The 20,410-nt window shown below is 61.5% G+C and carries 17 protein-coding genes; 9 read left to right on the top strand and 8 right to left on the bottom strand.

Going from position 1 to position 20,410, the window contains the following annotated elements:
* Positions 1-100 precede the first annotated feature (100 nt).
* Positions 101-850, top strand: coding sequence for a FadR/GntR family transcriptional regulator (locus tag BMY98_RS06895; RefSeq protein WP_074886528.1), 750 nt, complete (start codon positions 101-103; stop codon positions 848-850).
* Positions 851-915: 65 nt separating this feature from the next.
* Here the strand turns inward: BMY98_RS06895 and BMY98_RS06890 are convergent, their stop codons facing one another.
* From BMY98_RS06890 to BMY98_RS06880, 3 genes are read right to left on the bottom strand one after another with little or no spacing between them, the layout of a single operon-like run.
* A complete protein-coding gene (locus tag BMY98_RS06890) occupies positions 916-1,215 on the bottom strand; it encodes a hypothetical protein (RefSeq protein ID WP_074886525.1) in 300 nt (99 codons plus the stop codon).
* Entirely contained in the window at positions 1,212-1,742 is a 531-nt protein-coding gene (locus BMY98_RS06885) for a DUF2778 domain-containing protein (RefSeq protein WP_074886522.1), read from the bottom strand. The genes BMY98_RS06890 and BMY98_RS06885 overlap by 4 nt, the downstream gene beginning before the upstream one ends.
* A gap of 26 nt (positions 1,743-1,768) precedes the next feature.
* Positions 1,769-2,269 (bottom strand): Hcp family type VI secretion system effector, encoded by a 501-nt coding sequence (locus tag BMY98_RS06880; RefSeq protein ID WP_074886519.1) that lies wholly within the window; start codon positions 2,267-2,269, stop codon positions 1,769-1,771.
* 675 nt (positions 2,270-2,944) lie between these two features.
* On the opposite strand from BMY98_RS06880, the gene kdgD reads away from it, so the two are divergent.
* The 3 genes from kdgD (at position 2,945) to garD (ending at position 6,967) form a co-directional block, all read left to right on the top strand.
* Complete coding sequence (gene kdgD / locus BMY98_RS06875) at positions 2,945-3,856, top strand: 5-dehydro-4-deoxyglucarate dehydratase (RefSeq protein ID WP_074886516.1); 912 nt, start codon at positions 2,945-2,947, stop codon at positions 3,854-3,856.
* A 174-nt stretch (positions 3,857-4,030) separates the two neighbouring features.
* Positions 4,031-5,401 carry an MFS transporter gene (locus BMY98_RS06870; protein ID WP_074886513.1) on the top strand — a complete coding sequence of 457 codons (1,371 nt, stop codon included), beginning with the start codon at positions 4,031-4,033 and terminating at the stop codon, positions 5,399-5,401.
* Between the two features lie 12 nt (positions 5,402-5,413).
* The gene (garD, locus tag BMY98_RS06865) at positions 5,414-6,967 is read left to right on the top strand and encodes a galactarate dehydratase (protein WP_074886510.1); all 1,554 of its coding nucleotides are present in this window, start codon (positions 5,414-5,416) and stop codon (positions 6,965-6,967) included.
* 439 nt (positions 6,968-7,406) lie between these two features.
* Here the strand turns inward: garD and BMY98_RS06860 are convergent, their stop codons facing one another.
* The 3 genes from BMY98_RS06860 to cra form a co-directional block, all read right to left on the bottom strand.
* The gene (locus BMY98_RS06860) at positions 7,407-7,835 is read right to left on the bottom strand and encodes a low affinity iron permease family protein (protein WP_083398733.1); all 429 of its coding nucleotides are present in this window, start codon (positions 7,833-7,835) and stop codon (positions 7,407-7,409) included.
* Positions 7,836-7,928: 93 nt separating this feature from the next.
* Positions 7,929-8,708, bottom strand: a complete 780-nt coding sequence (locus tag BMY98_RS06855; RefSeq protein ID WP_074886507.1) for a TatD family hydrolase — start codon at positions 8,706-8,708, stop codon at positions 7,929-7,931.
* A 5-nt stretch (positions 8,709-8,713) separates the two neighbouring features.
* Positions 8,714-9,709, bottom strand: a complete 996-nt coding sequence (gene cra, locus BMY98_RS06850; protein ID WP_074886504.1) for a catabolite repressor/activator — start codon at positions 9,707-9,709, stop codon at positions 8,714-8,716.
* Between the two features lie 352 nt (positions 9,710-10,061).
* Between cra and ptsP the strand changes: the two genes are divergently transcribed.
* The 5 genes from ptsP to BMY98_RS06825 all read left to right on the top strand — a co-directional run bounded on the left by ptsP (position 10,062) and on the right by BMY98_RS06825 (position 18,828).
* Positions 10,062-12,923, top strand: coding sequence for a phosphoenolpyruvate--protein phosphotransferase (gene ptsP / locus BMY98_RS06845; protein WP_074886500.1), 2,862 nt, complete (start codon positions 10,062-10,064; stop codon positions 12,921-12,923).
* Entirely contained in the window at positions 12,923-13,861 is a 939-nt protein-coding gene (gene pfkB, locus BMY98_RS06840) for a 1-phosphofructokinase (RefSeq protein WP_074886497.1), read from the top strand. The genes ptsP and pfkB overlap by 1 nt, the downstream gene beginning before the upstream one ends.
* Positions 13,862-13,877: 16 nt before the next feature.
* Positions 13,878-15,608 carry a PTS fructose-like transporter subunit IIB gene (locus BMY98_RS06835; protein ID WP_074886494.1) on the top strand — a complete coding sequence of 577 codons (1,731 nt, stop codon included), beginning with the start codon at positions 13,878-13,880 and terminating at the stop codon, positions 15,606-15,608.
* A gap of 483 nt (positions 15,609-16,091) precedes the next feature.
* Positions 16,092-17,654 carry an alkaline phosphatase D family protein gene (locus BMY98_RS06830; protein ID WP_074886492.1) on the top strand — a complete coding sequence of 521 codons (1,563 nt, stop codon included), beginning with the start codon at positions 16,092-16,094 and terminating at the stop codon, positions 17,652-17,654.
* Between the two features lie 232 nt (positions 17,655-17,886).
* Positions 17,887-18,828: an AEC family transporter gene (locus BMY98_RS06825; protein ID WP_074886490.1), complete on the top strand. Its 942-nt coding sequence runs from the start codon at positions 17,887-17,889 to the stop codon at positions 18,826-18,828.
* Positions 18,829-18,937: 109 nt separating this feature from the next.
* Here BMY98_RS06825 and BMY98_RS06820 read toward each other — a convergent pair whose 3' ends face one another.
* Both BMY98_RS06820 and BMY98_RS06815 read right to left on the bottom strand, forming a co-directional pair.
* Positions 18,938-19,990 carry a calcium/sodium antiporter gene (locus BMY98_RS06820; RefSeq protein ID WP_074886486.1) on the bottom strand — a complete coding sequence of 351 codons (1,053 nt, stop codon included), beginning with the start codon at positions 19,988-19,990 and terminating at the stop codon, positions 18,938-18,940.
* 45 nt (positions 19,991-20,035) lie between these two features.
* On the bottom strand, positions 20,036-20,410 hold the full coding sequence (locus BMY98_RS06815) for a septal ring lytic transglycosylase RlpA family protein (protein ID WP_074886484.1): 375 nt from the start codon (positions 20,408-20,410) through the stop codon (positions 20,036-20,038).

Raw genomic sequence — 20,410 nt, 5'->3', positions numbered from 1 at the left:
AAGTGCCGTAAAACCCGGCGCCTCATCGGGGTTGTTGTGTGATCACACAACCCGGTGAGCTATCATCAGCGTTCAGCGTATTTAGAGATGCATGTTGGATATGGAAAATCAGAGCGCTCCGCCTCGCGCCCGCCGAAAGCACCGCAGTCTTGCGCAGGAATTGGTCACCGAACTCTCCGAGCGCATCCGTAGTGGCGGACTCAAGCGCGGCGATAAGTTGCCCACCGAATCTGCCATCATGGAAGAGCAGGGCGTCAGCCGTACCGTCGTACGCGAAGCCATCTCGCGTCTGCAGGCGTCCGGGCTGGTGGAAACCCGGCATGGCATCGGTACCTTCGTCCTCGACACGCCAAGCCCGAGCGGTTTCCGTATCGATCCCGCGACCATCGTGACACTGCGTGATGTTCTGGCGATTCTTGAGCTGCGCATCAGCCTGGAAGTCGAGTCGGCCGGCCTTGCCGCTCAGCGCCGATCCGCCGAACAACTGGCCGACATGCGCGCCGCCCTCGATGCGCTCAACGAAAGCGCGGCCCATGCCAGCGATGCCGTTGGTGCTGATTTCCAGTTCCACATGGCAATCGCCCTGTCGACCGGCAACCGCTACTTCACCGACATCATGAATCACCTGGGCACCAGCATCATTCCCCGCACCCGTCTGAACTCAGCGCGCCTGGCCCACGACGACAACCAGCATTACATGAGCCGCCTGAGCCGCGAGCACGAGGAAATCTACGACGCCATCGCGCGTCAGGACTCCGATGCCGCCCGCGCCGCCATGCGCCTGCACCTGACCAACAGCCGCGAACGCCTGCGCCATGCCCATGAAGAGGCTGAATCGCAGCGGGCTTGAGGTGGATTGATTGATAGGGGATCGCATTGCTGCGGTGCCCTTGATCGAACAAGGTTATGGCTGGGTTATTCGACGTTTGGATCGATCGGTGCGCGTCTCCATTTTCGCAGGGCCTTGGTGAGCGCTACGCATGTCAGCGTTGAAGCGATAAGCGTCACGCTGAGCGTCAAGAGAATGAGCATGTCTTCGCCGTCCTCCAGACCCTCCAAATTGAAGAGCGTTAGTAGCCATACATAAGCATTCATCCCGGTTTCAGTGTGAAGTATCCATTTCATCGGTCCGCCAATCATCACCCAGCGTTCGAGGAATATTGAAAGCGTAAGTGTGAAGATGATTTGCAGGAATATCGCCAGCATTCTAATCATTTGGCCCCCTGAGAGTTTTCCAGCACATCCAACACTCCGAAGTATTTGATTCCTGTGCTAGGCAAGATTTCCCCTGGCAGATTTCTCAAGGATCGACGTAGCTCATCGAATGCCAACTTCGATGTCATGGTCACGCAGCCCTGGCTAATTCCCTGTGGTCCAAGCGGATGAATCCGGAACGCGCTTCGCTGAATGTTGTTGATAGCCGTCTGGTCGTCTACTTCGCCGTCGTCTCGGTAAAGGCTGAACCACTCGCTCCTGTCAGTTCCTGCAAATACGTCTTTAACTGGTTGTCTGATCCAGCCCAGCATGCCACCAGATTCTCGGTCTAATATGTAATACCTGCCGAGGGGCAAAGGCCCCTCCTTAACTACATCCTGATAGCGTGCATTATTAACGTACGTCGCAACATCTCCGGAAAACGCTTCGTAACTTCTTCCCTCACACGTCAACTCACTCAACGGCTCGCCGTTGAGTACACAGGTGCAGTAAGCAATATTCGGGTTCCGCTCATTTTTACCAGCCATGTCAGCTATCCTCCAACGGGTCGGCGTTACGCGTATACCTTGTTCGCAACACCATCCCAGCCCCCGACTATCTGGCCGCCGCCTGATCCATCGGAGCGCTTCTGCTGTATGTAGGGCATCTTGATCCGTGCGTAATTCAAACGGACTGTTTCAGTGGGGAAACCGGTTTCTTTGCTGCCGTTGCCATTCAGCGAGACTGACGAAACAATCACTTCCTCAAGCTTTATTTCCAAGTACTTGATCTTGTCGTTGCCCGCCCGATTTAACGCGATGGTCACTTCTTTGAAGTGCCTGCCACTGCAGCAGGCTTCGTGCAGCTTAGGTGTTGCTTTATCGACAGCTTTTCGGAAGTACAAATCACTCATTTTCGCGCGGCCACTGCTGGCCCCGCCCGAGCTCGTCGTGGTTGCGGAGGCTGACTGGCTGGCGCCGACATCAAAGTCTTCCATCTCAATCCAGTCTTTGAACTGGGCATCCAGTGACTCACCCGGGATGTCAGCCATTTTCAAAAATGCATCAATTGCCATTTCGTTTCGTTCCTTGCGGTTCGCGGTGATTAAGAATTTGAATTTGAACCGCAACGACTTTAGCGACGTGCTGCGCCCTGCAGAAGGTTTTCCAGGCAGGTGCGCGAGCAGTTTCAGAGAAGGACTACAACGTCTGGATCACTGGACTACGGAATAATCCGAGAGGGCGGTGAAAGCGGTTGATTTTGGCCATATGCCGTAGGAGTGGGCTCGCTCGCGATCGGCTGCGTAGCAGTCGTAAAGCTGAAGCTGCAGTTCGTTCCGACATGCCGCATTCACAAGAATGCTGCCGCTTCGCGCCAGATCGCGAGCAAGCTCACTCCTACAACCTGCGACGAGTCGCGGATCCGCAGGCGACGCTGATCAAATGTAGGAGCGCGCTTGCCCGCGAATGCGGCGGGTCATTCAGCGCAGCGGTGTCTGGAGAAATGCGTTCGCGAGCAAGCTCACTCCTGCAAATCGCGCCATTCAGCGCAACCCCTGCAGCGACTTCGGCATCTGATAATCAGGCGCCGCTGCCCATGGCCACATCAGCCAGGCACCACTCATCCTCGCCCGTCATAAATATTTCAAAACGCTATTGAGTGATCTCCCTACCAGTTGTACGATGACTTACGACATCAGCACAGGACTGGTGCTTCATCCACAAAAATAGCTCCCCAGGGTGTTCGAATAATGAATCCACAAGAACTGAAGTCCATCCTCTCTCACGGTCTGCTGTCCTTTCCGGTTACCGATTTCAATGCCCAGGGCGACTTCCACCGCGCTGGCTACATCAAGCGTCTGGAATGGCTCGCTCCTTACGGCGCCTCCGCTCTCTTCGCCGCGGGCGGCACAGGTGAGTTCTTCTCCCTGACCGGCGACGAATACTCCGAAATCATCAAGACTGCCGTCGACACCTGCGAAACCAGCGTGCCAATCCTGGCGGGCGTCGGTGGCCCGACTCGCCAGGCCATTCAGATGGCTCAAGAAGCCGAGCGTCTGGGTGCCAAGGGCCTGCTGCTGTTGCCTCATTACCTGACTGAAGCCAGCCAGGACGGCGTTGCCCTCCACGTTGAAGCGGTCTGCAAATCGGTCAAGATCGGCGTCGTCGTCTACAACCGTAACGTCTGCCGCCTTACGCCTTCGCTGCTGGAGCAACTGGCCGAGCGTTGCCCTAACCTGATCGGCTACAAAGACGGCCTGGGTGATATCGAACTGATGGTTTCGATCCGCCGTCGTCTCGGCGACCGCTTCTCGTACCTGGGTGGTCTGCCCACCGCAGAAGTCTACGCCGCCGCCTACAAGGCGCTGGGCGTGCCGGTCTACTCCTCGGCGGTGTTCAACTTCCTGCCGAAGATGGCGATGGACTTCTACCGCGCCATCGCCAAAGACGATCACGAGACCGTCGGCAAGCTGATCGACGATTTCTTCCTGCCGTACCTCGACATCCGTAACCGCAAACACGGCTATGCCGTGAGCATCGTCAAGGCCGGCGCCAAGCTTGCCGGTTACGACGCAGGTCCGGTCCGCGCTCCGCTGACTGATCTGACGTCGGACGAAGTGGACATGCTGGCTGCACTGATGGACAAGCAGGGCAAGCAGTAACCGCCCAGTCGCCGCAAAACCGCTGAGTGATCAGCGGTTTTTTGCCCTCGGGGTTTCGCTAACGGATACCTGGCAGCACCGCTTCAAATCGCATCTGTTTTAGGGGCAGGGGCGAGCAGCACACACATAAGATCGTTTACCCGCACAAAAAAATAATTAGTGGGAGTTTCGAACATGCAGAAAACCAAGCCGACGCACGTCCGCTATTTGATCTTGCTCATGCTGTTTCTGGTGACCACGATCAACTACGCCGACCGTGCAACCATCGCCATTGCGGGCTCCAGCCTGCAAAAAAGCCTCGGCATCGACGCCGTTACCCTCGGTTTTATCTTCTCCGCATTTGGTTGGGCGTACGTCGCTGGCCAGATCCCCGGCGGCTGGCTTCTGGACCGCTACGGTTCAAAGAAAGTCTATGCACTGAGCATCTTCACCTGGTCACTGTTCACCGTGCTGCAAGGCTATGTCGGTGAATTCGGTCTCTCCACCGCCATCTTCCTGCTGTTCGCCCTGCGCTTCATGGTCGGCCTCGCCGAAGCACCGTCGTTCCCCGGCAACGCCCGTATCGTGGCGGCCTGGTTCCCGACGTCTGAACGCGGTACAGCCTCGGCGATCTTCAACTCGGCGCAGTACTTCGCCACCGTGCTGTTCGCCCCGATCATGGGCTGGATCGTTTACACCTTCGGCTGGCAGCACGTGTTCATCGTGATGGGCAGCATCGGCATCCTGTTCTCGCTGATCTGGCTGAAAGTTATCCACAGCCCGCGCAACCACCCGAAAATCAACAAGGAAGAGTTCGATCACATCGCCAACAACGGCGGCATGGTCGACATGGATCAGGACAAGGGCAAAGGCTCCGCCAGCGGTCCGAAATGGGACTACGTGCGTCAGTTGCTGACCAACCGCATGATGCTCGGCATCTATCTGGCTCAATACTGCATCAACGGTATCACCTACTTCTTCCTGACCTGGTTTCCGGTGTACCTGGTTCAAGAACGCGGCATGACCATCCTCAAGGCAGGTTTCATCGCTTCGCTGCCGGCCATCTGCGGGTTCATCGGCGGCGTGCTGGGCGGGATAATCTCCGATTACCTGCTGCGCAAGGGCCACTCGCTGACCTTCGCGCGCAAGGCACCGATCATTGGTGGCTTGCTGCTGTCGACCTCGATCGTGACCTGCAACTACGTCGACATCGAATGGGTCGTGGTGGGCTTCATGGCACTGGCCTTCTTCGGCAAGGGCGTGGGCGCACTGGGCTGGGCGGTCATGTCCGACGCATCGCCGAAACAAATCGCCGGTTTGAGCGGCGGTTTGTTCAACATGTTCGGTAACATCGCCTCCATCACCACCCCGATCGTCATCGGCTACATCATCAGCACCACCGGTTCGTTCAAATGGGCGCTGGTGTTCGTCGGCGCCAACGCGCTGGTGGCGGTGATCAGCTACATCTTCATCGTCGGTGAAATCAAACGTGTAGAACTCAAGGAAACCCCAAAGAAGGGTGCCTTGCCGGCCAGTGAAGCCGAGCTTTCTCAAGCGAAACTCTGAGGAAAAACCGTGATGAACTTGATCCAGCATGCCGACTCGCCGCGTTACATCCGCCTGCATGCGCTTGATAACGTCGTCGTCGTGGTCAATGACCAGGGCGTTCCCGCGGGGACTGAATTCGATAACGGTCTGGTGACCGTCGACAACGTGCCGCAGAGCCACAAGGTGAACACCGTGGACATCGCCGAAGGGGAGCCGATCATTCGTTACGGCCACACCATCGGCTATGCGCTGCAGCCGATCCCGAAGGGCAGTTGGGTCAAGGAAGATCAGCTGCGCATGCCGTCAGCGCCGGAGCTGGACAGCCTGCCGATGTCTGATGCTGTGCCGGTCAGGGGTGAGCCGCTGGAAGGCTTCACCTTCGAGGGTTACCGCAACGCCGACGGCACCGTCGGCACGCGCAACATCCTGGGCATTACCACGACCGTACAGTGCGTCACCGGGGTTCTGGATTTCGCCGTCAAGCGTATCCGCGAAGAGCTGCTGCCCAAATACCCGAACGTCGATGACGTGGTGGCGCTGACCCACAGCTACGGCTGTGGCGTCGCCATCACCGCCAAGGACGCGTACATCCCGATTCGCACCGTGCGTAATCTGGCGCGCAACCCGAACCTGGGTGGCGAGGCGCTGGTGATCAGCCTGGGCTGCGAGAAGTTGCAGGCCGATCAGGTCATGCACAGCGACGACGCCTCGGTCGATCTGAGCGAACCCTGGCTGTATCGCTTGCAGGATTCCAAGCACGGCTTCAACGAAATGATCGAGCAGATCATGGAATTGGCCGAGACGCGCCTGAAGAAGCTCGACCAGCGCCGCCGCGAAACCGTGCCGGCGTCGGAATTGATTCTGGGCATGCAGTGCGGCGGCAGCGATGCGTTTTCCGGCATCACCGCCAACCCCGCATTGGGTTATGCCTCGGACTTGCTGCTGCGCGCGGGCGCGACCGTAATGTTCTCGGAAGTGACCGAGGTGCGTGACGCCATCTACCTGCTGACTTCACGTGCCGAAAACATGGAAGTCGCGGAAGGACTGGTTCGCGAAATGGACTGGTACGACCGTTACCTGGCCAAGGGCGAGGCGGACCGCAGCGCAAACACCACGCCGGGTAACAAGAAGGGCGGGTTGTCGAACATTGTGGAGAAGTCCCTTGGGTCGATCGTCAAGTCCGGCAGCAGCGCGATCAACGGGGTGCTTGGCCCTGGCGAACGGGTGACCCGCAAAGGCCTGATCTTCTGCGCAACGCCGGCGAGCGATTTTGTCTGCGGGACGTTGCAGCTGGCGGCCGGGATGAACCTGCACGTGTTCACCACTGGACGCGGTACGCCGTATGGTCTGGCGATGTCACCGGTGGTGAAAGTGTCGACCCGCACCGAGCTGGCCCAGCGCTGGCCGGACCTGATCGACATCGATGCCGGGCGCATTGCGACCGGGCGCGCAAGCATCGAGGACTTGGGATGGGAGCTGTTCCACTTCTATCTGGACGTGGCCAGCGGCAAGAAAAAGACCTGGACCGAGCACTACCGTCTGCACAACGACATCACCCTGTTCAACCCGGCGCCGATTACCTAAGCAATCCGCGCGACAACGCCGTGGGAGCCGGCTTGCTGGCGAACGCATAGGGTCAGACGACACTTTCGTTGCTGACCCACCGCCTTCGCCAGCAAGCCGGCTCCTACGGATCTTCATACAACTCAGACGCCAGGTTTGACGCATACCCACTGTAGGAGCGCGCTTGCCCGCGAATGCGCAGACTCAGGCAACACTGCCATCGCTGAACCACCGCCTTCGCCAGCAAGCCGGCTCCTACGGATCTTCATACAACTCAGACGCCAGGTTTGATGCCGACCCACTGTAGGAGCGCGCTTGCCCGCGAATGCGCAGGCTCAGGCAACACTGCCATCGCTGACCCACCGGCTTGCTGGCGAACGCGTCAAACCATACAACGCAAATATTGTTGACCAACCCATTCGCGAGCAAGCGGCTCCCACAGTATGTGAGCCCTGGCGCATCAGCGGCTCGTCACCAACTCTCCCTTCTCCTCACCCGCCTCAGGCTCCGGCTCCGGAAACGCCTCGGTGTGATCAAACTCCACGCCTTCGCCCATTGCCATGTACTTCTTGCGAAGCGCGTGCAATTCCCGCTGGTTGAGGTTATCGAGGCTCAGCACGGCGTTCTGCGCGTCTTTAGTCACGCGCAGCAGTTCGTCGATCTTGATATGCATCTGATCGGTGTCGCGGTTCTGGGTGTTCTGAATCAGAAAAACCATCAAAAAGGTGATGATGGTCGTGGACGTGTTGATGATCAGCTGCCAAGTGTCGTTGTAGTGGAATAACGGCCCGGTCACAGCCCACACACAGATCAGCGCAATCGCCACGAGGAAGGTTCGTGGGCTGCCGGACCACTGCGACAGAGCCTGCGCGAACTTCGAGAATTTCATTAACGGGTTTCCTTCGTTGACCAAGAGAGATACCCAAGGGACCACGCTAAGTCTTTGAAATTTCTTCTTACAACATGAAATTGGCGACAAGTTTCAGTCCCAGCCGAACACATCCCGCGCGTTGCTGGTGCTCGCCGCGGCCAGCGTGTCGGCAGGTATGTTCATGAGTTCGGCGATGGCCGCGCAGATATCGGGAAGATGCTCTGGGCTGTTGCGCATGCCTGGAAACATCGCTGGCGCCATGTCCGGTGCATCGGTTTCCAGCACCACGCTCTCCAGCGGCAGGTCGGCGATCACCCGATGCATGCGCAAAGCCTGCGGCCACGTCGCTGCACCCCCCAGCCCCAGCTTGTAACCCAGCTTGATGTACTCGCGCGCTTCCTCGCGGCTGCCGGCGAAGGCGTGAACGATGCCACAGCGCTTGAGCCTGAAACGCTTGAGCGCAGCGATGGTGTCGGCGTGGCTGCGGCGCACGTGGAGCAGGACCGGGAGGTTGAAGTCGGCGGCCATTTGCAGTTGTTGGTCGAGCAAGGTCTGTTGTTGCGGGCGGTCGAGGGATTCGATGTAGTAATCCAGGCCGATCTCGCCCACGGCGCACAACTTGGGATGCCCGGCCAGCCGCGTCAGCCAGTCGCGCAATTGCTGCACATGCTCGGGCTGATGCTCTTCAAGGAAGACCGGGTGCAAGCCCAGCGCGGCATACACCGAAGGCTCGCTGAGCGCCAGATCCCACACTCGCTGCAGATTGCGCTGATAGACGCCCAACACCACGATGCGCTCGACACCCAGCTGCATGCTGTTGGCGAGGACTGCATCACGGTCGGCGTCGAAATCGTCGAAATCCAGGTGCGTGTGGGTGTCGATCAGTCGCACGTTGCTTACGCCTCGTGAATCCGCTGCTTGAATGTCCGCACAATGGCATGCACGCCCGGCTCGTACTGATCCTGCTCGATGGCCGACAACGCCAGCGCGAGCGCCTTTTCGGCAATCAGATGATGCTGCTGAGCCATGGCATTGACCGGCAACGGCAGGAAATCCAGCAGCTGAGTGTCACCGAACGTGCCCAGGTGGAGTTGGTCCGGGTTCAGGCGGCGCTGGTGCAGCAAGTCGAAGACCCCTTGCAGCAGGACGTAGGAGGTCGTGATCAGTGCATCGGGGAAATAACCCAGGCGATCGAGCATAACGCTGGCCAGTTGCAGGCCGCAGTCACGGCTGAACGCGTCGCCGTGTTCGATGATCACCGAGCCTTCGAAACCTTCCAGCGCGTCTTCAAAGCCCTTTGCCCGGGCCTTACTGACACTCAGCTCCGGCTGCGCGCCGAGCAGGGCGATATGTCGAGGTTTTATCTCCAGCAGGCTGCGGGTCAGTTGCTGGCTGGCGTCGTGGTCATCGCTGACCACCGAACAGAAGTGCGCCGGGTCCATTTCGCGGTCGATGGCGATGACCGGAACCCCTTGCTGCTGCAGCGCACGGTAGCTGTCATCGCTGGCCGGCAGGCAACTGGCGACGAACAGCGCATCGCAGCGTCGCGCACGAAAAAGCTGCAACAGCTGCAACTCGCTGATGGGATCGTCGTCTGAACTGGCGATCAGCAATTGGTAACCGCGCGCGCGGGCCCCCTGTTCCAATTGCTTGGCGATGCGCGCGTAACTGGGGTTTTCCAGGTCGGGCAGGATGAAGCCCAGTGTTCGGGTATGTCGGCTGCGCAGCCCGGCAGCCTGTGGGTTGGGCCGGAAGCCGTGGGCGTCGACCACCGCGCGCACGCGCTCGACCGTTGCACTGCTGATGCGTTGCTGTTCGGCCTTTCCGTTGATCACGTAGCTGGCCGTGGTCACAGAAACACCGGCCAGACGCGCAATATCGCTGAGTTTCAAGCCGGGCATCCTTTCGTGATGAGAAGCAAAAGTGGGAGCTGAACTACCGTGGCAGGGATTTTCACCGATTAACAGCCATCATGACAGCAGAGCGTCGCCTCGTCGGAAGCATGTAGGCCGTGCGGGATGTTTCCTACACGATTCGACCGGATGAGCTTCAAACCGCCGGAATTATCAAGTAACGTGCGCGGCACTTCAGATTAAACGATTCAGCAGGCCTGTTTATGGCACTTTTTGCCCAATCGGACCTCTGAATGCCGCATTCAATATTCGCAAACCGTCAGTCATCGGTGTGTACGACCGGTCCTACAACAAGAATCTGGCGCGACCCCGCGCAGCACAGGAGAACGCAATGCTCGAGCTGACCATAGAGCAAATTTCCATGGACCAGTCGGCGGTGGACAAGCCCGCCGCGTTGCAACTGCTGGCTGACTTGCTCGTTGCCGACGGCTTGGTGGCTGCCGGCTACCTTGCAGGCTTGCAAGCGCGTGAGCAACAGGGCTCGACCTTTTTGGGGCAGGGCATTGCCATTCCCCACGGCACGCCAGAGACCCGCGACCAGGTGTTCGCCACCGGCGTGCGCCTGATGCAATTCCCCGAAGGGGTGGACTGGGGCGACGGGCAAATGGTCTATCTGGCCATCGGCATCGCCGCCAAGTCCGACGAACACCTTCGCTTGCTCCAGCTACTGACCCGCGCCCTCGGCGAGAACGACCTGGGCGAAGCGTTGCGTCAGGCCAAGGATCCCGAGTCGCTGCTCAAACTGCTGCAAGGCGCGCCCCAGGAACTGGCCCTCGATGCGCAGATGATCAGCCTGGGCGTCATGGTCGATGATTTCGAAGAACTGGTCTGGCGCGGCGCCCGTCTGCTGCGCAAGGCGGAGTGCGTGAACAACGGTTTCGCGGCGGTGCTGCAGCAGGTCGAGCCGCTGCCGTTGGGCGAAGGCCTCTGGTGGCTGCACAGCGAACAGATGGTCAACAAACCCGGCCTGGCGTTCGTCACCCCGGACAAACCCATGCGTCATCTGGGCCAGTCGCTGACCGGCCTGTTCTGCCTCGCCAGTCTGGGCGAGTCCCACCAGGCACTGCTCGAACGCCTTTGCGCGTTGTTGATCGAAGGTCGCGGCCACGTCCTGGGTGAGGCGACCAGCAGCCGCGCCGTGCTTCAGGCATTGGGCGGCGAAGTACCGCCGGACTGGCCGAGCGAGCGAGTGACCCTGGCCAATGCCCACGGCCTGCATGCGCGTCCGGCGAAAATCCTGGCGCAGTTGGCGAAGGGTTTTGATGGCGACATCCGTGTGCGCATTGTCGACGGCACCGAGAATCCGGTGTCGGCCAAGAGCCTGAGCAAACTGCTGAGCCTCGGCGTGCAGCGCGGTCAGACCCTTGAGTTCATCGCCGAGCCGACGATTGCTGCCGACGCCTTGCCTGCATTGATCGCCGCGGTCCTCGAAGGCCTGGGCGAAGACATTCAACCGTTGCCGACCCACGCCGAAGCCGCAGCCGCACCGGCAGTTGTGGAGAAAACCCTCAGCGCGCCGGCTCCAGGCGCACAGATTCAGGCCGTTCCTGCAGCGCCCGGCATCGCCTTCGGCCCGGCCCACGTGCATGTTCTGCCGGTGTTCGATTACCCGGCCCAGGGCGAATCGCAAAGCGTCGAACACGAACGTCTGCACAGCGCGCTGGCGCAGGTGCGCATCGACATCGAGCAATTGATCCAGCGCAGCACGGCGAAGGCCATTCGCGAGATTTTCGTCACCCACCAGGAAATGCTCGCCGACCCCGAACTGGTCGACGAAGTGGCGCAGCGCTTGAAACAAGGCGAAAGCGCCGCTGCGGCATGGATGAACGTCATCGAGGCCGCCGCCCGTCAACAGGAACAGCTCAAAGATGCGCTGCTGGCCGAACGTGCCGCTGACCTGCGGGATGTAGGTCGCCGCGTATTGGCGCAGATCCTTGGCGTCGAGGACCTGCTCGAGCCGGAAGAACCTTACATTCTGGTGATGGACGAAGTCGGTCCGTCCGACGTCGCCCGTCTGGACCCTGCCCGTGTCGCAGGTATTCTCACCGCGCGCGGCGGCGCAACGGCCCACAGCGCAATCGTTGCCCGGGCGTTGGGCATTCCCGCGCTGGTCGGTGCGGGCGATGCGGTGTTGCTGATCAAATCCGGCACGCAGCTGTTGATCGACGGCCAGCGCGGGCGTCTCGACGTCGCGCCGGACGAAGCGACCCTGCAGCGCGCTTTGCGGGACCGCGACACCCGCGAGCAACGCCTCAAGGCTGCCGCCGCGCTGCGGATGGAGCCGGCGATCACCCAGGACGGCCATGCCGTTGAGGTCTTCGCCAACATCGGTGACAGCGCCGGTACGCCGGCAGCAGTGGAGCAGGGCGCCGAAGGGATTGGCCTGCTGCGCACCGAATTGCTGTTCATGGCCCACAGTTCCGCGCCGGATGAAGCGACCCAGGAAGCGGAATACCGCCGCGTGCTCACTGATCTCGACGGCCGCCCGCTGGTGGTTCGCACCCTGGACGTCGGCGGCGACAAACCGCTGCCGTACTGGCCCATCGACAAAGAAGAAAACCCGTTTCTCGGCGTGCGCGGCATTCGCTTGACCTTGCAGCGCCCGGACATCATGGAAAGCCAACTGCGCGCGTTGTTGCGTGCGGCGGACAATCGCCCGTTGCGCATCATGTTCCCGATGGTGGGCACCGTCGAAGAGTGGCGTCAGGCCCGCGACATGACCGAGCGTCTGCGTCTGGAGATCCCCGTTGCCGACCTGCAATTGGGCATCATGATCGAAGTGCCGTCGGCGGCGTTGCTGGCGCCGGTGCTGGCCAAGGAAGTGGACTTCTTCAGTGTCGGCACCAACGACTTGACCCAGTACACGATGGCCATCGACCGCGGTCACCCGACCCTTTCGGCTCAGGCTGATGGTCTGCACCCGGCGGTGTTGCAACTGATCGACATCACCGTGCGCGCGGCCCATGCCCATGGCAAATGGGTGGGCGTGTGCGGCGAATTGGCCGCCGATCCGCTGGCGGTGCCGGTGTTGGTCGGTCTGGGTGTGGATGAATTGAGCGTCTCGGCGCGGAGCATCGGCGAAGTCAAAGCCTGCGTCCGTGAATTGAATCTGATCGAAGCCCGGAAACTTGCGCAGGCGGCCCTGGCCGTTGGCAGCGCGGCGGACGTGCGTGCCCTCGTGGAGGGGCTGTAATGGCGAAAATTCTGACATTGACCATGAACCCGGCGCTGGACTTGACCGTGCAGTTGGGCCCCTTGCAGATCGGCCAGGTCAACCGCAGCGACGCCATGCTCAGCCACGCGGCAGGCAAGGGCATCAACGTCGCGCAGGTGCTGGCTGATCTGGGGCACGAGCTGACCGTCGCGGGCTTCCTCGGCGTCGATAACCAGCAGCCGTTCGAAACCCTGTTCGCCAAGCGCGGCTTCGTCGACGAATTCGTGCGGGTGCCGGGCGAGACGCGCAGCAACATCAAGCTGGCGGAAAGCAGCGGGCGCATTACTGACCTCAACGGCCCGGGCCCGGAAGTCAGCCCGCAGGCGCAACAAGCGCTGGCCGCTCGGGTCGAGCAGATCGCGTCGGGTTTTGATGCGGTAGTCGTGGCCGGCAGTCTGCCCCGTGGCGTCACCCCCCAGTGGCTGAAAACCCTGCTGCTGCGCCTCAACGAGATGGGCCTGAAAGTGGCCCTGGACACCAGCGGCGAAGCCTTGCGCGCCGGACTGGAAGCGTCGCCGTGGATGATCAAGCCCAACACCGAAGAACTGGCCGACGCCCTTGACGCGCCGATCATTTCCATCGCCGCGCAAGCGGAAGCGGCGGCGGACCTGCGCCGGCGTGGCATCGAGCATGTGGTGATTTCCCAGGGCTCGGAAGGCGTTCACTGGTTCAGTTCCAACGTGGCGTTGCAGGCGTTGCCGCCCAAGGTCACCGTCGCCAGCACCGTTGGTGCGGGGGACTCGCTGCTGGCCGGGATGGTTCACGGCTTGCTGTCTGGGCACAAACCCGAGCAAACCTTGCGGACTGCCACGGCCATTGCGGCCATGGCCGTTACTCAGATCGGCTTCGGCATCAATGATCCGGCGCAATTGAAACGTCTGGAAAGCGGCGTCAACGTCCGCGTCCTGACGGCATAACAAGAGAGGAAGTGTGATGAAGTTAGCCATCGTTACGGCCTGTCCGAACGGCAAAATCAGCAGCGTCCTCAGTGCCCGTCTGCTGGATGCGGCGGCCCAGCGCCAGGGTTGGAGCACCAGCGTCGAGATTCACGACCCTCGGCATCCTGAGAAGCAACTGTCGCCGGGCGACATCGAAGCGGCCGACTGGGTGTTGGTGGTCAACACCGGCACGCTGGACCTGGCGCGCTTCTCCGGCAAGCGCCTGTATCAGGCCACGCCCGCGCAGGCGTTGCAGGACGCCGATGGCTTTCTGCGTTCAGCAGCGGCGCTGGCGACCGAGCACACCGCGACGTCCGCCCCGTCTGCTACGCCTAGCGCGCAGCCGCGTCTGGTGGCAGTGACGGCGTGCCCGACCGGCGTCGCTCACACGTTCATGGCCGCCGAGGCGATTCAGCAGGCGGCGAAAAAGCTCGGCTATGACCTGCAGGTGGAAACCCAGGGCTCGGTCGGTGCGCGTAATCCGCTCAGCGCCCAGGCCATTGCCGACGCCGATGTGGTGCTGCTGGCGTGTGATATCGAAGTCGCCACCGAGCGTTTCGCCGGCAAGCGTATCTATCGCTGCGGCACCGGTATTGCGCTCAAGCAAGCTGAAGCGACGCTGAAAAAGGCGCTGGCGGAAGCTGAGGTCGAGTCCACCGCTTCGGCATCCAAAGCGTCCTCCAAAAAGGAAAAGACCGGCGTCTACAAACACCTGCTCACCGGCGTGTCGTTCATGTTGCCGATGGTGGTGGCCGGCGGTTTGCTGATTGCGCTGTCGTTCGTGTTCGGCATTCACGCGGCAGAGGAACCGGGGACGTTGGCGGCGGCGCTGAAACAGATCGGCGCGGGCGCGGCGTTCCAGTTGATGGTGCCGTTGCTGGCCGGTTACATCGCTTATTCCATCGCGGACCGTCCGGGCCTTGCGCCGGGGATGATCGGCGGGCTGCTGGCGAGCACCCTGGGCGCCGGCTTCATTGGCGGGATCATCGCGGGATTCTTGGCGGGCTACAGCGCCTGGGCGGTCAATCGTTACGCGAAGCTGCCGGCCAGTGTCGAAGCCTTGAAGCCGATTCTGATCATTCCGCTGCTGGCGAGCCTGTTCACCGGGCTGGTCATGATTTACGTGGTAGGCAAGCCTGTCGCCGGCATGCTCGAAGGACTGACCCACTTCCTCGATACCATGGGCACGGCGAACGCGGTGCTGCTCGGCGTGCTGCTGGGCGCGATGATGTGCGTGGATCTGGGTGGGCCGATCAACAAGGCGTCCTATGCATTCTCCGTGGGCTTGCTGGCCTCCAGCAGCGGCGCGCCGATGGCCGCGACGATGGCTGCCGGCATGGTGCCGCCGATTGGTATGGGTATCGCGGCGTTGATCGCCCGACGCAAGTTTGCGCAGAGCGAACGTGAGGCGGGCAAAGCGGCCTTCGTACTGGGGCTGTGCTTCATCTCCGAGGGCGCGATTCCGTTTGCGGCGAAAGACCCGCTTCGGGTGATCCCGGCGAGCATCGTCGGTGGCGCGCTGACCGGTGCGCTGTCGATGTTCTTCGGCTGCAAACTGATGGCGCCCCACGGTGGGTTGTTCGTGCTGCTGATCCCGAATGCGATTAACCATGCGCTGCTGTACCTGCTGGCGATCGTGGCAGGCAGCGTCGTGACCGGCGTGCTGTACGCGCTGCTGAAACGGCCTGAAACCGCAGAGCTGGACGCGGTGCCTGCCGGCGCCTAAATGCTGACCGTACCAGCCTCTTCCCGGCTAAAGCCGGTCCTACAACTGCGCGGTCCGGCCGGCGGAGAGGTGTTGGATGTTTGTGCCTCTTCGCGAGCAAGCTCACTCCTACAGGGGGCTAAGTGCGCCCCGGAATTCCGCGGCCGAACACGATCAATTGTAGGAGCGCGCTTGCCCGCGAATGCGATATGCCTGGCGCTGAAGATGTGTCGGATGTACCAACCTCTTCGCGAGCAAGCTCATTCCTACAGGAGGCTAAGTGCGCCTCGGAATTCTGCTGCCGAACACGATCAATTGTAGGAGCGCGCTTGCCCGCGAATGCGATATCCCAGGCGCTGAAGATGTGTTGGATGTACCGGCGCCTTCGCGGGCAAGCGCGCTCCTACAGGTTTGCGTTAAGCCCTCCGTCTAGTTCCCTGTCATCTCCCGCAAACAATCCGCTGCTAGCTTCCTCTCTTTGGCATTCGCTTGAGGAGGATAAACATGTCCCGGTTCGACCTGACTCGCCGCCGTATCATCCAGGCCGCTGGCGCCGGATTGTTGTTGCCGGGGCTTGCGCCGGCGGTCATCGCCTCAGTCAAGGACCGCCCGAAGATGACCGACGGCGTGCAGTCCGGCGACGTGCTGGGCGATCGCGCCCTGGTCTGGAGTCGCAGCGACCGGCCCGCGCGCATGGTGGTGGAATGGGACACCCGCAGCATGTTCACCAACCCCCGCCGCACGGTCTCGCTGCTCGCTGACCAGCGCACTGACTTTACCGCACGCGTCGAAGTGACCGGCCTGCCGGCTGATCAAGCCATTTTCTACCGCGTGTTCTTCGAAGACGCGCAGACCAGCGTCGCCAGCGAACCCTGGTTCGGTCATCTGCGCAGCGTACCGGTCAATCGCCGCAACATTCGCTTCGTCTGGAGCGGCGACACCGTCGGCCAGGGCTTCGGCATCAACCCCGAGATTGGTGGCATGCGCATCTATGAAGCCATGCGCCTGCGCTTGCCGGATTTCTTCATCCACAGCGGCGACACCATTTACGCTGACGGCCCGGTACCCGCCGAAGTGGTCACCGAAGGCGGGCGCGTCTGGCGCAACATCACCACCGAAGAGAAGAGCAAGGTCGCGGAAACCCTCGACGAATACCGGGGCGCCTACCGCTACAACCTGATGGACGAGAATATGCGTCGCTTCAACGCCGAGGTCCCGCAGATCTGGCAGTGGGACGACCACGAAGTGACCAACAACTGGTCACCGAGCAAGCAGCTCGACGACCGCTACAAGGTCAAAGACATCCAGCTGTTGGCGGCGCGCGGGCGTCAGGCGTTCCTCGAATATGCACCGATGCGCCTACAGAGCTCCGACAACGGCGGGCGGGTCTATCGCAAGATCGCTTACGGCCCGATGCTGGACGTGTTCGTGCTCGACATGCGCAGCTACCGTGATGGCAACGACGCCAATCTGGCCGACAAGGCCGGGCCGACCACCGCGTTTCTCGGCCGCGAGCAACTGGATTGGCTCAAGCGCGAACTTCAAGCTTCCGGCGCTCAGTGGAAGGTCATTGCCGCCGACATGCCCATCGGCCTCGGTGTGCCCGACGGCGAGATCAGCCCCGGCGTGATGCGTTGGGAGGCCATCGCCAACGGAGACGACGGCGTGCCAAAAGGCCGCGAACTGGAGGTCGCCGAACTGCTCGGGTTCCTGCGCCAACAAAAGATCCGCGACACCGTCTGGCTGACCGCTGACGTGCATTACTGCGCGGCTCACCACTACCACCCGGATCAGGCGGTGTTTCAGGATTTCGACCCGTTCTGGGAGTTTGTCGCCGGGCCGCTGAATGCGGGCAGTTATGGGCCTAACACCCTCGACAAGACCTTCGGGCCTGAGCTGGTATTCCAGAAGGCTCCGCCGGCGCAGAACACCTCGCCGTTCGCTGGCTTCCAGTTTTTTGGTGAGGTGAACATTGACGGCCAAAGCGGGGAGATGACCGTGACGCTGCGGGACCTGGACGGGGTTTCGGTGTTCGAGAAGAAGCTGCAACCGGCCAATCAGGCCTGACGCCAATCCGTGTAGGAGCGCGCTTGCCCGCGAAATCGGTATTTCAAACACATTGATGGTGACTGACACGACGCATTCGCGGGCAAGCGCGCTCCTACAGTTTAGCGGTGCCCCGCCATTCCGATCTGAATGACGAACGTTGCGGTTGTACGATGACCTGAATTGCCGGTAACACTTCCCTCGCCGCTGGCCTATCATTAGCCACCTAACGACGGCTCAGGGTTTGGTGTGCATGCTGGCAATCTTTCTGGAAACCCTGAACATCACGGCGCCGGTCTTCGCGATGCTGTTTCTCGGTGTGTTGCTCAAGCGCGTTGGCTGGATCGACGACAGTTTTATCCACACCGCCTCCTCGCTGGTGTTCAACTGCACCATGCCGGCGCTGCTGTTTCTGGGGATCATTCACGCTGACCTCCACGCGGCGTTTCAGCCGGGCGTTCTGATCTACTTCATCGTCGCCACGCTGGCGGGTTTTGCGCTGTCGTGGGGTTGGGCCATTTACCGCGTGCCGTTCGCCGAGCGTGGCACTTACACCCAAGGGGCGTTTCGCGGCAACAACGGTGTCATCGGCCTCGCCCTGGCCGCGAGCATGTATGGCGATTACGGCATTTCCCTCGGTGCGATCCTTGCCGCGCTGGTCATCCTTTTCTACAACACCCTGTCCACAGTCGTGCTGGCGGTCTACAGCCCGGTCATCAAGTCCGACCCGTGGAGCATCACCAAGAGCGTCATGGCCAATCCGCTGATCATCAGCATTGTCATTGCCGCGCCGTTCGCCTACTTCCAGATTCCGCTCCCGAAATGGCTCGACACGTCCGGCAGCTACCTGGCGCAGATGACCCTGCCGCTGGCGCTGATGTGCATCGGCGGCACGCTGTCGTTGAAGTCGTTGCGAGAGAGCGGCACGCTGGCGATCAGCGCGAGCCTCATGAAGATGGTCTGGCTGCCGCTGATCTGCACGCTGGGCGCTTGGTTGCTGGGCTTCCGTCACGCCGAGCTGGGGATTCTGTTTCTGTACTTCGGCGCGCCGACGGCGTCCGCCAGTTTCGTCATGGTCCGCGCGGCCAATGGTAACCACGAACTGGCGGCCTCGATCATCGTCATGACCACCTTGGCCGCGGCGGTGACGACCAATGTCGGGATATTCATTCTGCAGTGGGGCGGGTGGATTTAACTCAGACCTGTAGGAGCGCGCTTGCCCGCGAATAGATTTCGTCAGTCGGCGCATTGTCTGCTGATCCACCGCAATCGCGGGCAAGCGCGCTCCTACAATTTGTCAGTGCTCAATGCTGACGCCGCCACGCCCGCACCGTCCCCACGACGACACACAGCGCAATCACCGGCAGCGCGTAGTGAATCATCAAACGCTCCAGCCGCTCGGCCAGGGGCATGCCCGTGGTAAACGAAACGATGTGCAGCCCGTACACCGCGTAAAGCCCGAGCAGCAACAGCCCCTCCAGCCGGGTGATTCGATACCCCGAATAGAACAGCGGCACGCATAGCGCCGCGACGCCCAGCATCACCGGCAAATCGAAATCCAGCGCATTGGGTGAGATCGACAACGGCCCGGTGGAAATCAGCGCCGTGATGCCGAGCACCCCTAGCAGGTTGAACAGGTTGCTGCCGATGATGTTGCCCACCGCGATATCCCGCTCGCCGCGCAATGCCGCGACCAGCGACGTCATCAGCGCGGGCAGCGAGGTCGCGACCGCGATCACGGTCAGGCCGATCACCCGCTCCGACAGGCCCAGATCCAGGGCCACCGAAACCGCCGCGCCGACCAGTAGATGACTGCCCAACGTCAGCAGCGCCAGGCCGCAGGCCATCAGCGCGAGTCTGCCCAGCAACGGCCAGATGCGCCGGCGCGGCTCAAGGTCGGTTCTCGGCACATGCCGCGCGCCGTGGGCGAACTGACGGACCACGACGAACAGATACGCCGCCATACCCAGCAACAGCACGACGCCATCCAGTGCGCTCAGCTCGCCATTCCACGCCAGCGCCGCGACCAGCGCGGTGGCCACGATCATCAGCGGCAGATCAACGCGCACCAGTTGCCGTGCCACGCGCAGCGGGATGATCAGGGCAGACAGCCCCAGGGTCACCAGCACGTTGAAAATGTTGCTGCCGATGACGCTGCCGACCGCAATGTCAGTGCTGTCAGTGAACGCCGCTTGCAGCCCGACCGCCAGTTGCGGGGCACTGCTGCCCAGCGCGACGACGGTCAGGCCGAGGAACAGCGGGCGGGTTTTGAGCAGGGCGGCCAGGGCTACAGCGGCGCGCACCGACAGTTGCGCGCCGATGATCATCAACAGCAGGCCGCAGACCAGCTCGATCAGCGTGGGCAGGGGCAGATTCGTTAGGGCGAGAATTCAGGGCACCAGTCAGTCGTCGAGGGCTTGTACCCGCACTTGGGCGGTTCCGCTGCGCAGCATACCCAATTGTGCGGCGGCTGCACGTGACACATCGATCAGCCGCCCCCGGGTGTGCGGGCCGCGGTCGTTGATACGGACGATAACCTTGCGGTCGTTGTCCAGATTGGTGACCTGCACGCGCGTGCCGAACGGCAATTGCCGGTGCGCGGCGGTCAGGGAGTTGGCGTCGAAGCGTTCGCCGCTGGCGGTGCGCTGACCGTGATGTTGCGCGCCGTAATACGAGGCGCCGCCGGTGGCGTTGTAACCGTGCGGGTCGATGATGCCGTCACTGGCGCAGCCGGCCAGCAAGGAGAGCAGGGCGCAAGCGCCGAGGATTCGCCGCAT

Source organism: Pseudomonas graminis, assembly GCF_900111735.1.
In the GTDB taxonomy this organism is placed as follows: domain Bacteria; phylum Pseudomonadota; class Gammaproteobacteria; order Pseudomonadales; family Pseudomonadaceae; genus Aquipseudomonas; species Aquipseudomonas graminis.
This window is presented reverse-complemented; position numbering and strand designations above follow the sequence as displayed.